Below are 12,500 nucleotides of genomic sequence, written 5' to 3' on the forward strand. Positions count from 1 at the left end.
GTACTTCGAGACCAATCTGGCCGGCGCGCGGAATGTCACGGCCTATGCCGAGGCAGTGGATTGCCGCAATATCTATTTCACGAGCAGCATCGCCGTCTACGGGCCGACCGATGGACCGACCGATGAAACCGCGCCGATCTGCCCCGTTTCCCCTTACGGCGGCTCGAAGTATCCGGCGGAGCTGATCCACGAGCAGTGGTTGCAGGCCGGCCCGGAGCGGCGCCTTGTCATCTGCCGGCCCGGCGTCATCTACGGACCGGGCGACCCGGGCAACATCCTGCGCATGGTCCGCGCCATCAAGCGGGGCTATTTCGCCTATCCAGGCTCACCCGACATTCACAAATCCTACGGCTACATCGAGGGCCTGCTGGACAGCATCGCCTTCATGATGGATCGGCCTGAACCGATTCTCCGCTATAACTACGTGGAAGACCCGACCGAGCCACTGGGCGCGCTGGTCAGCCACATCAAGACGCATCTCGGCAGCCGCGCGCCGGTATTGCCGCTGCCGCTTCCCCTGCTCGTCCCCGCCGCCGGACTGATCAATGCCGCCCTCGGCGGCAACAGCCCCATCCATCCGGTGCGGGTGCGCAAGGCCGCGCGCCCGACGCATATCGTGCCGGGCACCCTCAAAGCCCTTGGCTTCCCCTTCCGATTCGACTTTCGCAGTTCCCTCGTCGACTGGCAGCGCCAGGCACCGGAGGATTTCGCTTGAGGTAAAGGCGTTGTGGCCGGCGGAACAGTCGCTTCCCGCGTAATGCCCTGGACCGACATAAGCGCTGCCTAGCCAGTAATGACGCCGAAAGGGTCTCCGCGCCAACGCCGCCCCTGGCGCTCCACGACGCAACGACACCCCCAAAATCGCCTGCTGCCCTGCAATCGGGGCTGGTGTACCATGTCGGCCATGCTGACCTATCCCGCCATCGATCCCGTCGCCCTGCAACTGGGGCCGCTTGCCATCCACTGGTACGGTCTGACCTATCTGATCGGTATTCTGGGGGGATGGGCCTTGGGTCGCCATCGGGCGCGCCGCCCCGACACCCCGCTCACACCGGAACAGGTCGGTGACCTCACCACCTACGTCGCGCTGGGTGTGATCCTGGGGGGACGCCTGGGTTACGTATTCTTCTACGACCTGCCGCGCATCCTGGGCGATCCCCTGTCCATCCTGCGCATCTGGGAGGGCGGCATGTCCTTCCACGGTGGGCTGCTCGGGGTGATCGCCGTGATGATCTGGTACGGCAATCGCCTGGGCTGCGGCTTCTGGCGGCTGGCCGATTTCGTGGCGCCTCTGGTGCCGCTGGGTCTCGGCGCCGGACGCATCGGCAATTTCATCAATGGCGAGCTGTGGGGACGGCCGACAGACCTGCCCTGGGGCATGGTGTTTCCGGGGGCGGGCCCTTGGCCGCGCCATCCGTCACAGCTCTATGAAGCCGCGCTCGAAGGGATGGTGCTGTTTGCCGTGCTGTGGGTGTATTCGCGCCGACCCCGACCAACCCGGGCGGTTTCCGGACTGTTTCTGCTGCTCTATGGAATCTTCCGCTTTGCCGTCGAGGGCGTGCGCGAGCCGGATGCCCACATCGGCTATCTCGCTTTCGGCTGGTTCACGATGGGTCAGCTGCTCTGCGTGCCGATGATCCTGTTCGGGCTGTACCTGCTGGCCTGGGCCCGACGCCATGGCCAGACGGTCTCGGCGACGCCGATGCAGAAGGTGACGCGCTGATGCGCAGCTACCTCGATCTATTGCGCCATGTGCTTGAAACCGGCACGCCCAAGGCGGACCGGACGGGTACCGGCACCCGGTCGGTTTTCGGCCATCAGCTGCGTTTCGATCTGCAGGACGGCTTTCCGTTGGTGACGACCAAGCGGGTGCATTTCAAGTCGGTCGTCTATGAACTGCTGTGGTTTCTACGCGGGGAAACCAATATTCGCTATCTGAACGCACACGGCGTCTCCATCTGGGACGAGTGGGCGGATGAACACGGCGAGCTGGGCCCGGTCTATGGCCGGCAATGGCGCGCCTGGCCGGCGCCGGACGGCGAGACGATCGACCAGATCGCGCAGCTCATTGCGCAGCTCAGAGGCGATCCGGATTCACGGCGTCACATCGTGAGCGCCTGGAACGTGGCCGAGCTGCCGCATATGGCGCTGGCCCCCTGCCATTGTCTGTTCCAGTTCCATGTGGCCGCAGGGCGACTCTCCTGCCAGCTCTATCAGCGCAGCGCGGATCTGTTTCTGGGCGTTCCCTTCAACATCGCCTCCTACGCGCTGCTGACCCATCTCATCGCGCAGGTGACCGCGCTCGAGCCGGGGGAGTTCATCTGGACGGGTGGGGATTGCCACATCTACGACAATCATCTGGAACAGGTGCGCGAACAGCTGACGCGAACGCCGTATCCCTTGCCGAAGCTGCACCTCGATCCCACGGTGCGCGACATCGATGCGTTCGGTTTCGAGCACATCGAACTGGCCGACTATCAGCACCATCCGGCCATCAAGGCGCCGGTGGCGGTATGACCGGGCGCCGGCCGCGCATCTGTCTGGTCGCTGCCTGTGACCGCGCCGGTGGAATCGGGCGCGACAATCAGCTCCCCTGGCATCTGCCGGCGGATCTGGCGCATTTCAAGGCGTTGACCCTGGGACACCCCATCGTCATGGGCGCCAAGACCTACGCCGCGATCGGCCGCGCCTTGCCGGGTCGGCAGAACCTCGTGCTCTCCCGCGATCCGGTCAAACAATTCGCCGGAGCCACTCGCGTGGAAAGCGTAACGGCCGCGCTGGCGGTGGCGGACGGCGATGTGGTGATGGTGATTGGTGGCGGGCAGGTCTATGCCGCCTTCCTGCCGCTGGCTGACGAGGTTTTCCTCACGCGGGTGGACACCGAGGTCAGCGCCGACACGTTCTTCCCGCCGCTGACGCCGATCGATTGGATCCTCGTTTCCGAATCCGCCTATGCCGCCGATGCCAAAAACCCGCACGCCATGGCTTTCCAGCATTGGCAGCGGCGCGTCGATGACTGACTCGGCTTCAGTCAACCCCTGAGCTCCCGGCCTGATGCCGAAATGCACCGGCGTCCGCTCCGGACGAACGCGATAGCTAAGCGGGCTCCCCCAAAAGAAAAGACCCCTTGCGGGGCCTTTTCGATCAATGCGAGACGAGGATACCTATGATCCTTTCTTCGCAAAAAGGTGGCGCTCGACCAATTCGGCCACCCCCTTGGACGCTGCGCGCAGCCCCTTCACGGCAGGGTTTTCTTCACAGGCATTCGGACCGGCGCACAACCATTCGAAGTCCCGCACCGTGAACTGCGGATCAGCCGGCATGTTGTTGGCGTCACTGACCGGGACAGGACCGCCGTAGACCAGGCTGGTCGCATAGACCCGATCCTTGGAATCCGGATCGACGACGTCCATGAAGACTTCCAGCGTCGGTGTGTAGGGCTCAGTCGGCGTCGGCGCGGTGTACCCCGCAAATTCGATATAAACGTGCAGGAAGGCGTCGACCGGCTGACTGGTGGTCGGATAGGTGCCCAGGTATTTGTGATTCCGATACGCGCTGGTGTGGCGATGGTTGTCGGTGTGGACCTCCTCCACGGTGTACCCATGCGCCTCGATCCGTTCCTTCACCTCGTTGGTCAATGTTCGGCCAACGTTGAAGTTCCACTCATTGATCGCCTGGCTCAGCGCCAGGGTTCGCCCCGCGGTATCGGCCGCGCGCCCGGCGGCGGTCACGGTGGTTCCGACGATCCGCCCGGGCAAGGTAATGCCCGGGGTATCCGGCCCTGGGTAGTTGTAGATCCGGACATCGTATACATCGGGCTCGTCAATCGTGAACATGGCCACCCGATTGTGCTGCCCCGACAGTACCTTTTGATCCGGCACCTCATAGCTGACCTGTGGGGTATCCGACGCGCAACCCGCGAGCGCCAGCGCACAGGCCGCAATCGTTCCCTTCAATATTCCTCGCCTCATTGCGGATATCTCCTTCATACCCATATGGTGCATACCCCTCAATCCCTGGGGCGTTCGTTGTCTGGCCCGGTGACGGACACATGGTGCCACCGAAGCCTTATTCACTCATCAACCCTGGCTTGCCGGCCGTACCGGCCCCGCTCCACTGCCGTGCTCCCCTCTCAGCACTGGATCGGACCTTGTCACCGAGGCGGCCGAATGCCACCGCATCACTATAGACCGCTTTTGATCATCGTGTTGGCGCGGGCGGATCCGCTTCCTGTTCCACGCACGCTTTGAGGCGGGTCAGTTGCTGGCGGGCGCCGCGCTCAAGCATCCAGCCCAAGGCTCGTTCCATGCGCGCAACCGTACTATCCAGCGCCTCCAAGTGCAAACCGTACGTCACATGCGTGGTGGGTCCCCGTGAAGTCAGCTGGTAGCGGATCTGCATGCGAAACCGGCGATGGGCGAGCGCCACGCCCAGCAAACCCGGGGGCGTACGCTCGGTGACTTCCCCCTCATAGGTCACCGTTCGGCCCATCTCGCGCATGCGCTGGCGAAACCGCGTCCCGATGTCCACCGGCGCTTCCGGCGAAAGGTACTCTGAATGTTCCAACCCGTGAACCCAGCGCTGCATCCGCTCAGGCTCTTCCAGCCAGGGGAAGATTTGTTCGGCGTTCGCCGTGATCTCGATATCGCAGGAAAATTCCACATCCGCTCCCTTGATGAAGCTCCGTCCCGAGCCGTGATCTACGTCGGCTGCCAACGCGTCGCCGAGCGCCCGAGCATCGCAAACAGTTCGGCATTGGCCGGCGCATACACCGCGCGCAGATGCGCGACGGTTGCCGCCGACACCGCCGGGCGATAGGACCGCCGCCAACGCCGATCCACCGCGCGAATCCAGGGCCTGAGCGCCGGCAGGGCGTGGCCGAGCGAAAGTCCGAGGCGACTCGTGGCATGGGCGTTGATTCGCCGCGCCCGATCCGCAAAGGCATGGTCGGCATCGACAGCGAGAAACGTGCACATCTGCTGTAGCGTCGCCAGGGGATTGGCCTGCAAGTCATCCTCATAAAAGACGATACAGAGCTGTTCGGGCGAAAAATACCGCTGATACTCGCGCAAATGCCGGGCGTAAAACCCCTGATCCAGCACCCCATGCGGTTCGGCCAGCCCTGCCGCTTCCCCGACCAGCAACGCATCGAGGGAAATCGCGGGCGAAACCCGGCCGGTCTGGATCAGGTGCCGCGCCGCGGAGACGGCGCGCGTCACCGGATCGCGCAAGATACAGATCAGCTTCATGTCCGGATACATGGCATGGATGCGCGCAGCGATGCCGGGGGTGTGGCCTTCCGCCCCCGAATCCTCGCTCCACAGATAGTCCGGCGTCTTTTCCCCCACCCGGCACGCGCCGGTCGCGGGCGCGAACTGGCGCTCGTACCAGGTCTGCCCGCGGGCGAATCGGTCTGCCTTGTCAAAAAAATGCAGCTCTTCGGCCGGTAGGTGGATTTGTGGATGCTCGGCCAGATTGTGTGCCAGCCAGGTTGTGCCCGCTTTCTGGGCACCGATGATCAGGAAGGTCGGCCGAGACACTCAGTCGTCACCCTCGAAGATCCAGCTGTGAAGTTGCAACGCTTCGCCATCGCGCATAGCCATGTCAAAGGCCTCGAGGGCATCCTCGTCGGCGAGAAGCTCCTCGCGCTGGACCGGCGCCGGTTGGGACCATGAAACGACCGCCCAGCCTTCCGCTTCCAATCGCGCGGCCAGATGATCGGCGATTGCATCGTCGGAATCCCGCCGGATCCAGCAGTGCACATAGGCGCCGCCCACATGCGTGTGATTCAATCGTGAAGGTCGAACTTCGAATACCAGATAAAATACGGTCATGGTCACTTTCCCGCCAGCCGTGCGCAGTCAAATGCCATCACGGCACTTCAATCAGGAAGACATCGTGACGTAAAGCGATTGTTGCACTTCCGAGATGATAAAAAAATGCAGGTCCACCTGAACAGACCGGCGCGACGATTCGACATCCCCCAAGGATTGAACGACACTGCCGATGCCACATTGATGGGCCGTACCGGCCATCTGCTTCGGATGATCATCATGCTGAGTCACGCCGGTGGGATCCCCGCCTTGCCTATGTTGGACCAATCGAATCGTCCGCCTGCCTCGCGTTGGCCAGAAAGCGCGCCTGACTGGCAGCAGCGGTTCATGTTCCGGGCCGGAAGAGTCATCGCCCTGTTCATCCTCTGCCACGCGGCGTCGCTTGCGGCCTCGGTCATGGCCCCGCTCGATTCAATCGGATTGCAACCGCTCTGGAGCGCATCCGCCGTTCAGCAATTCTATGCCGAACGCGAGAATCGGCCGATCTGGTTCGATGCGGAAATGCCGCGCCCGGCCTTGTTCAGCCTGGTGCAGTTTCTCGAAACCCTGGGCGATCACGGCCTTGATCCTGACGACTATCATGCCACGGTGCTGCGGGAAGGGCTTGAATCGGCACCCAACATCCCGCTGCCCGAGCGGCTGCGCAATCAGCTGGAATGGTGGGCCACCGATGCGTTCTTCGCCTTGAGTGTTCACCTCGATACCGGACGTGCCTATCCGGGACGGCCCGGACTGGATGCCGTGCTGATGAACGCCCTGCCCCAGCTCTCCGTTCTGCTCGCGGTCGCGGTGGATCATGATCAGGTGGCGTCGCATCTGACGCCACGCCCGGCCGATCCGGCGATCTACGCCGGATTGCAGGCGGCGTTGGTGCGTCTCGAGGGCATGCCGGAGTTTCCCGTATTCCCCGTGGGGACGGCGTCGCTGCGGCCCGGTGAGCGTGACCCCCGTGTGGCGCAGCTGCGCGAGTGTGTCGCGGCATGGGAGCGATTCGCCCTTCCCGAGACGCCGACAGCGGAGATCTCGCCGGATGATCCGTTGATCTATGATTCCGGGTTGGTTCAGCGTGTGATGCGATTTCAAACGCATATGGGCCTGGAAGACGACGGCGTCGTGGGCCCGGCCACCCTGGCGATGCTCAATACCCCACGCACGCGCCGCCTCGATCAACTGAGGGCGAACCTGGAACGTCAACGCTGGCCGGTGCTCGAAGAGCATGGTCGGCTGATTCGGGTGAACATACCCGCTTTTACACTGGCCGCGCTGCACGATGGCCAGAAGGTCTGGCAAACGCGTGTGATCGTCGGCCGTCAATACCGGCCCACGCCGCTGTTGGAGGGGAAAATCAATACCGTGGTCTTCAATCCGACCTGGACCGTTCCCACGCGCCTGGTCAAGGAAGACTTGCTGCCCAAGATCATGGCTGACCCCAATTTTCTCGAAGATGAAGGCATGACGCTTTACCAACGTACGGCGGCCGGATCGATCCCCATCGATCGCACTGAACTGGAAGAGATGATCGCCACAGGCACCCGCCCGTCGGGCCTGGGCATCCGCCAGGCGCCCGGCAAACGCAATGCCTTAGGTCGCGTCAAGTTTCTGTTCCCGAACAACGAGCAGATCTATCTGCACGATACGCCATCCAGGCAGCTGTTCAATCGTGCGCGGCGAATGTTCAGTTCCGGTTGTATTCGCGTTGAAGATCCACTGGTTCTGGCCGAATTCGTAATGGGAGACGAGCCGGGATGGACACCGGAGCGGATGGAAGCGATCATCAGCGCTGGCAAGACTCGCGGCATTCGGGTCGAACCGGTAGCGATCCAGTTCGTGTACTGGACGGTCTGGGCGGATGCACAAGGTAACAACGTCCATTTCAGGGAAGATATTTACGATGAGGACGCTGCGCTGGCGCGTGATCTGGCGCGAACGCCGTGGGAAGAGGCAACATGACAGGGAACTATATTCGACAGATCGTTTGGCTGGCCGGTGTCATGGCCTGCTTGGTGACAGGTCCCGTTTCGGGAAGTATCCGGGAATCATCATTCGATGCCAGTCGGGCGCGTTTTACCGCGGCTTTCGGCGAAACTATCAATCCCTATAACGAACTGGCGACATTCGTGATGCCGGGACAGAGCGTTCCGATCGAGGTTGCCGGAACGGCGGCGGGGTTACGCTTGGCGGCATTGGCCGAAGGCGGTCGGCTTGATGCCGTCGAAACGCGATCCTGGGTTTGGAAGGCGCCAATAACGCCCGGGCTCTACCGGCTGCGCCTCAAGAGCCTCAATACCAACGATACGATGCAGTTCAATGTCTTTGTCATGCATCCCCGCAGCCGCGCCGCCAATGGCAGCCTGAACGGCTATCCCATCGGTCATTATCCGGAAACGCCCCTGAACAATCTGGACGTATACCGCCCGCCCAGAGGCTTTGTCGAAGTCACGCCAGACCTGGCCAATGTCCCCGTTTCACCGCATTTCCGGATTGGCCAGTTCTTGTGTAAGGAGGACGCGCGCGGACCGAAGTACATGGTCATGCGCAGCGCCCTGCCCCTTAAGCTTGAAGGGGTACTCGAGGAAGTAAACGCCAGCGGCGTGGCAGCGAACAGCTTCGAAGTGATGAGCGGATATCGTACTCCGGCCTACAATCGCCGAATCGGCAATGAAACCACATATAGCCGCCACTTGTGGGGCGATGCTGCTGATGTGTTTATCGACCGTGACGGTGACGGAGAAATGGATGATCTGAACCGGGATGGCCGGGTCGATATGGGCGATGCCCGGTGGCTGGTCGAACGGGTCGATGACCTCGAGTCAGCCCACACCCATCTGATCGGGGGCGTGGGTCAGTATAAGGCCAATTCGCATCATGGCCCCTTTGTCCATATCGACAGTCGCGGTTTCAAGGTTCGCTGGTAAGGCACGGCTACAGGCTCCTATGGAAAACTCCGAACACGAATCAACCGTCCCCTCGCGGGGTGACTCCACACTTCCGGAGCATCACCTCAAACTGCGAAATCTGTCGCGGGACGACTACGAAGACATCCAGTCCCTCATGGATCAGGTCTATGCCGACTTCGGAGGGGCATGGCCGCGTGACAAGTATTACTCGCAGATCGCGACGTTCCCCGAAGGTCAGATTTGCATCGAGGACAACGGTCGAGTGGTTGCTGCGGCGTTCTCGGTGATCGTGGATTACGACAAGTTCGGGGATCAGCACACCTACGATCAGATTACCGGCAATGCCTATCTCACCACTCACGATCCGGACGGCGACGTCCTGTATGGCGTGGACGTATTCGTCGATCCCCGTTTTCGGGATATGCGCCTGGGCCGGCGACTCTATCAGGCTCGCAAGGCGCTTTGCCGTCACCTGAACTTGCGGGCTATCGTGGCGGGAGGGCGAATTCCCGGCTACGCCGCGTACGCAGAACAGATGTCGCCACCCGAATACATTGAACGCGTTCAGCACCGCGAGCTCTACGACCCCATCCTCTCTTTTCAGCTTTCCAATGAATTTCAGGTCAAGCGGGTATTGCGCAACTACCTGCCCGAAGACGAAGCCTCTCGAGGGTATGCCACGCTGCTTGAGTGGACCAACATCTACTATGAGCCCAAACCGCAACCGGGATTCAATCAGCGCAAGGATCGCGTGCGTATCGGTGTGCTGCAGTGGCAAATGCGTTGGATCAACTCCGTCGAAGAACTGATCCAGCAGATGGAATTCTTCATCGACGCGCTGTCGGACTATCAATCGGATTTTGCGCTTTTCCCGGAGTTTTTCAACGCGCCGCTCATGGGGCTTGCACCGCCCGAGCCGCCCTTGTCCGGAATGCGTCATCTGGCGAGCTATACGGAGCAGCTGCGCGATGAAATCTCGCGCTTGGCGATGAGCTATAACATCAACATCATTGCGGGCAGCATGCCGCTTTATGAAGAAGGCATTTTGTACAACGTCGCCTATCTATGCCGGCGCGATGGCACGATCGATGCGCAGTACAAAGTCCACCCGACGCCCTATGAGCAGCGCGCGTGGGTGATGCGCGGTGGTGACCAATTGCGGGTCTTCGAAACCGATGCGGGGAAGATCGGCATACTGATCTGCTATGACGTGGAGTTCCCGGAGCTCGCCAGGCTCTTGGCAGATCAGCAGATGCAAATCCTGTTCGTCCCGTTCTGGACCGACACCAAGAACGGATACCTCCGAGTCAAACGTTGCGCCCAGGCCCGCGCCATCGAAAACGAATGTTACGTGGCGATTGCCGGGAGCGTCGGCAACCTTCCCCAGGTGGATAATCTCGACATTCAATACGCCGAGTCCGCCATATTCTCACCGAGCGACTTTGCGTTCCCCCATGATGCCATCATGGCCGAAAGCACCCCGAACACTGAGATGGCGCTCATCGTCGATGTCGATCTGACCAAGCTGGAAACCTTGCGGTATGAGGGCTCGGTGCAGAACTATCGCGATAGAAAACGCCATCTCTATCGGATTGAATGGCTCGGCCGCCGCTGAGCGCTTGAGTCAGATTCCGCCTCGGATCACCGATTCGTATCGCGCGTCGACCGCTTCAGGATCGGACACTGAGTAGCCGAGGTCATGGATGATTCCGTCGGTCAAACCATAAATCCAGCTATGCACGGTCAAAGGCTGCTCACGCGCCCAGGCATCCTGAATCACCGTCGTCTGACACAGGTGTCGTGCCTGCTCGATGGCATTGAGCTCACAGAGACGATCGAACCGCGCTTTCTCATCGGGAATCGACATCAGTAGGTCGCTATGCTTGAGCTTCACATCATGGATGTGCCGGAGCCAGTTGTCGACTAATCCCAGCCTTAAATCTTCAAGGGCCGCCTTGACACCGCCGCAACCATAGTGCCCAACGATGAGCACGTCACGAACCTTCAGAACGTCCACCGCGAACTGAACCACCGCAAGGCAGTTCAAGTCGCCATGCGCCACAACGTTCGCCACGTTACGGTGCACAAAAACTTCACCGGGTTTCAGGCCCGTAATCTCGTTGGCGGGCACCCGTGAATCGGAACAGCCAATCCATAAGAATTCTGGCGTCTGAATCTGGGAGAGGCTCTCGAAAAATGCGGGATCGTGAGCCACGATATCGGCAGACCAGGCTTGGTTATTCTTGAATAGTCGAGAGACATTGCTCATGAACGCTGCCTTTCCTTGATGTTCCGTGGCCTAGAATAGCGCAAACTTGAATGTGCATTCTATGCAGCTGGCGCCCGGCAAAAAACAATCACCCAAAAAAAACCCCGGCCCATATGGGCCGGGGTTTTCTGATAGGAGCCTGGCAGTGACCTACTCTCACATGGGGAAACCCCACACTACCATCGGCGCTGAGCGGTTTCACTTCCGAGTTCGGAATGGGATCGGGTGGTTCACGCTCGCTATTGCCGCCAGGCAAACTGGCTACCCTTTCATTGAAAGGGCAAAAATCGGAATGTGACCACAGGATGTGTCATGAAAAAGACCGCTTGGGTGTTATATGGTCAAGCCTCACGGGTAATTAGTACCGGTTAGCTTCACACATTACTGCGCTTCCACACCCGGCCTATCAACGTCGTAGTCTCCGACGACCCTTCAGGGACCTTAAAGGCCCAGGGAAACCTTATCTTAGGGTGGGCTTCCCGCTTAGATGCTTTCAGCGGTTATCCCGTCCGTACATAGCTACCCGGCAGTGCCACTGGCGTGACAACCGGAACACCAGGGGTACGTCCACTCCGGTCCTCTCGTACTAGGAGCAGCTCCCTTCAAGTTTCCAACGCCCACGGCAGATAGGGACCGAACTGTCTCACGACGTTCTGAACCCAGCTCGCGTACCGCTTTAAATGGCGAACAGCCATACCCTTGGGACCTGCTACAGCCCCAGGATGCGATGAGCCGACATCGAGGTGCCAAACTCCTCCGTCGATGTGGACTCTTGGGAGGAATCAGCCTGTTATCCCCGGAGTACCTTTTATCCGTTGAGCGATGGCCCTTCCATACAGAACCACCGGATCACTAAGACCTGCTTTCGCACCTGCTCGACCTGTCCGTCTTGCAGTCAAGCACCCTTATGCCTTTGCACTCATTGCGCGATTTCCGACCGCGCTGAGGGTACCTTCGCGCTCCTCCGTTACTCTTTGGGAGGAGACCGCCCCAGTCAAACTACCCACCATGCACTGTCTCCAGCCCGGATAACGGGCCTAGGTTAGAACTCCAAACATGCCAGGGTGGTATTTCAAGGTTGGCTCCACGCAAACTGGCGTCTGCGCTTCAAAGCCTCCCACCTATCCTACACAAGCAGGTTCAAAATTCAGTGCAAAGCTATAGTAAAGGTTCACGGGGTCTTTCCGTCTTGCCGCGGGTACGCTGCATCTTCACAGCGATTTCAACTTCACTGAGTCTCGGTTGGAGACAGCGCCGCCATCGTTACGCCATTCGTGCAGGTCGGAACTTACCCGACAAGGAATTTCGCTACCTTAGGACCGTTATAGTTACGGCCGCCGTTTACCGGGGCTTCGATCAAGAGCTTCGCTTTCGCTGACCCCATCAATTAACCTTCCGGCACCGGGCAGGCGTCACACCCTATACGTCCACTTTCGTGTTTGCAGAGTGCTGTGTTTTTGATAAACAGTCGCAGCGGCCTGGTCACTGCAACCCCTTTCC

12 protein-coding genes and 2 rRNA genes (1 of these 14 running past the window's edge) are annotated in these 12,500 nt (G+C 60.5%); 7 read left to right on the forward strand and 7 right to left on the reverse strand.

Annotated elements, in window-relative coordinates:
• The 4 genes from E4680_RS11960 to E4680_RS11975 all read left to right on the forward strand — a co-directional run.
• Nucleotides 1-715, forward strand: a 715-nt coding sequence (locus E4680_RS11960; protein ID WP_135282654.1) for an NAD-dependent epimerase/dehydratase family protein, incomplete at its 5' end; no start/stop codon positions are given.
• 189 nt (nucleotides 716-904) lie between these two features.
• On the forward strand, nucleotides 905-1,723 hold the full coding sequence (lgt, locus tag E4680_RS11965) for a prolipoprotein diacylglyceryl transferase (protein WP_135282681.1): 819 nt from the start codon (nucleotides 905-907) through the stop codon (nucleotides 1,721-1,723).
• Complete coding sequence (locus E4680_RS11970) at nucleotides 1,723-2,517, forward strand: thymidylate synthase (RefSeq protein WP_135282655.1); 795 nt, start codon at nucleotides 1,723-1,725, stop codon at nucleotides 2,515-2,517. Before lgt ends, E4680_RS11970 begins: the two co-directional genes overlap by 1 nt.
• A complete protein-coding gene (locus E4680_RS11975) occupies nucleotides 2,514-3,020 on the forward strand; it encodes a dihydrofolate reductase (RefSeq protein ID WP_135282656.1) in 507 nt (168 codons plus the stop codon). The genes E4680_RS11970 and E4680_RS11975 overlap by 4 nt, the downstream gene beginning before the upstream one ends.
• A 144-nt stretch (nucleotides 3,021-3,164) precedes the next feature.
• Here the strand turns inward: E4680_RS11975 and E4680_RS11980 are convergent, their stop codons facing one another.
• From E4680_RS11980 to E4680_RS11995, 4 genes are all read right to left on the reverse strand, one after another.
• Nucleotides 3,165-3,971 (reverse strand): hypothetical protein, encoded by an 807-nt coding sequence (locus E4680_RS11980; protein WP_135282657.1) that lies wholly within the window; start codon nucleotides 3,969-3,971, stop codon nucleotides 3,165-3,167.
• A 229-nt stretch (nucleotides 3,972-4,200) separates the two neighbouring features.
• Nucleotides 4,201-4,662 carry an SRPBCC family protein gene (locus E4680_RS14100; RefSeq protein WP_167792496.1) on the reverse strand — a complete coding sequence of 154 codons (462 nt, stop codon included), beginning with the start codon at nucleotides 4,660-4,662 and terminating at the stop codon, nucleotides 4,201-4,203.
• 38 nt (nucleotides 4,663-4,700) lie between these two features.
• Complete coding sequence (locus E4680_RS11990) at nucleotides 4,701-5,540, reverse strand: sulfotransferase family protein (protein WP_135282659.1); 840 nt, start codon at nucleotides 5,538-5,540, stop codon at nucleotides 4,701-4,703.
• Nucleotides 5,541-5,834 (reverse strand): hypothetical protein, encoded by a 294-nt coding sequence (locus E4680_RS11995; RefSeq protein ID WP_135282660.1) that lies wholly within the window; start codon nucleotides 5,832-5,834, stop codon nucleotides 5,541-5,543.
• A gap of 105 nt (nucleotides 5,835-5,939) precedes the next feature.
• Between E4680_RS11995 and E4680_RS12000 the strand changes: the two genes are divergently transcribed.
• The 3 genes from E4680_RS12000 to E4680_RS12010 are packed head-to-tail and all read left to right on the forward strand — an operon-like array spanning nucleotide 5,940 to nucleotide 10,346.
• On the forward strand, nucleotides 5,940-7,784 hold the full coding sequence (locus E4680_RS12000) for a L,D-transpeptidase family protein (RefSeq protein WP_135282661.1): 1,845 nt from the start codon (nucleotides 5,940-5,942) through the stop codon (nucleotides 7,782-7,784).
• The gene (locus E4680_RS12005) at nucleotides 7,781-8,749 is read left to right on the forward strand and encodes a D-Ala-D-Ala carboxypeptidase family metallohydrolase (RefSeq protein WP_135282662.1); all 969 of its coding nucleotides are present in this window, start codon (nucleotides 7,781-7,783) and stop codon (nucleotides 8,747-8,749) included. Before E4680_RS12000 ends, E4680_RS12005 begins: the two co-directional genes overlap by 4 nt.
• A 19-nt stretch (nucleotides 8,750-8,768) precedes the next feature.
• Nucleotides 8,769-10,346: a bifunctional GNAT family N-acetyltransferase/carbon-nitrogen hydrolase family protein gene (locus E4680_RS12010; protein WP_135282663.1), complete on the forward strand. Its 1,578-nt coding sequence runs from the start codon at nucleotides 8,769-8,771 to the stop codon at nucleotides 10,344-10,346.
• Between the two features lie 9 nt (nucleotides 10,347-10,355).
• On the opposite strand, the gene can is transcribed toward E4680_RS12010, so the two are convergent.
• The 3 genes from can to E4680_RS12025 all read right to left on the reverse strand — a co-directional run.
• On the reverse strand, nucleotides 10,356-11,000 hold the full coding sequence (gene can / locus E4680_RS12015) for a carbonate dehydratase (RefSeq protein ID WP_135282664.1): 645 nt from the start codon (nucleotides 10,998-11,000) through the stop codon (nucleotides 10,356-10,358).
• A 137-nt stretch (nucleotides 11,001-11,137) separates the two neighbouring features.
• Nucleotides 11,138-11,253: ribosomal RNA gene (rrf, locus tag E4680_RS12020) — 5S ribosomal RNA — on the reverse strand.
• 84 nt (nucleotides 11,254-11,337) lie between these two features.
• A 23S ribosomal RNA gene (locus tag E4680_RS12025) occupies nucleotides 11,338-12,500 on the reverse strand (it continues 1,715 nt past the right edge of the window).

This window comes from Candidatus Macondimonas diazotrophica (assembly GCF_004684205.1).
Taxonomy (GTDB): domain Bacteria; phylum Pseudomonadota; class Gammaproteobacteria; order UBA5335; family UBA5335; genus Macondimonas; species Macondimonas diazotrophica.

Bases quoted from the DNA above. Each gene is read 5' to 3' on its own strand.
- can (WP_135282664.1), bottom strand. From the start codon at position 11,000: ATGAGCAATGTCTCTCGACTATTCAAGAATAACCAAGCCTGGTCTGCC.
- E4680_RS12000 (WP_135282661.1), top strand. From the start codon at position 5,940: ATGCAGGTCCACCTGAACAGACCGGCGCGACGATTCGACATCCCCCAA.
- E4680_RS12005 (WP_135282662.1), top strand. From the start codon at position 7,781: ATGACAGGGAACTATATTCGACAGATCGTTTGGCTGGCCGGTGTCATG.
- E4680_RS11995 (WP_135282660.1), bottom strand. From the start codon at position 5,834: ATGACCGTATTTTATCTGGTATTCGAAGTTCGACCTTCACGATTGAAT.
- E4680_RS11970 (WP_135282655.1), top strand. From the start codon at position 1,723: ATGCGCAGCTACCTCGATCTATTGCGCCATGTGCTTGAAACCGGCACG.
- lgt (WP_135282681.1), top strand. From the start codon at position 905: ATGCTGACCTATCCCGCCATCGATCCCGTCGCCCTGCAACTGGGGCCG.
- E4680_RS11975 (WP_135282656.1), top strand. From the start codon at position 2,514: ATGACCGGGCGCCGGCCGCGCATCTGTCTGGTCGCTGCCTGTGACCGC.
- E4680_RS11980 (WP_135282657.1), bottom strand. From the start codon at position 3,971: ATGAGGCGAGGAATATTGAAGGGAACGATTGCGGCCTGTGCGCTGGCG.
- E4680_RS12010 (WP_135282663.1), top strand. From the start codon at position 8,769: ATGGAAAACTCCGAACACGAATCAACCGTCCCCTCGCGGGGTGACTCC.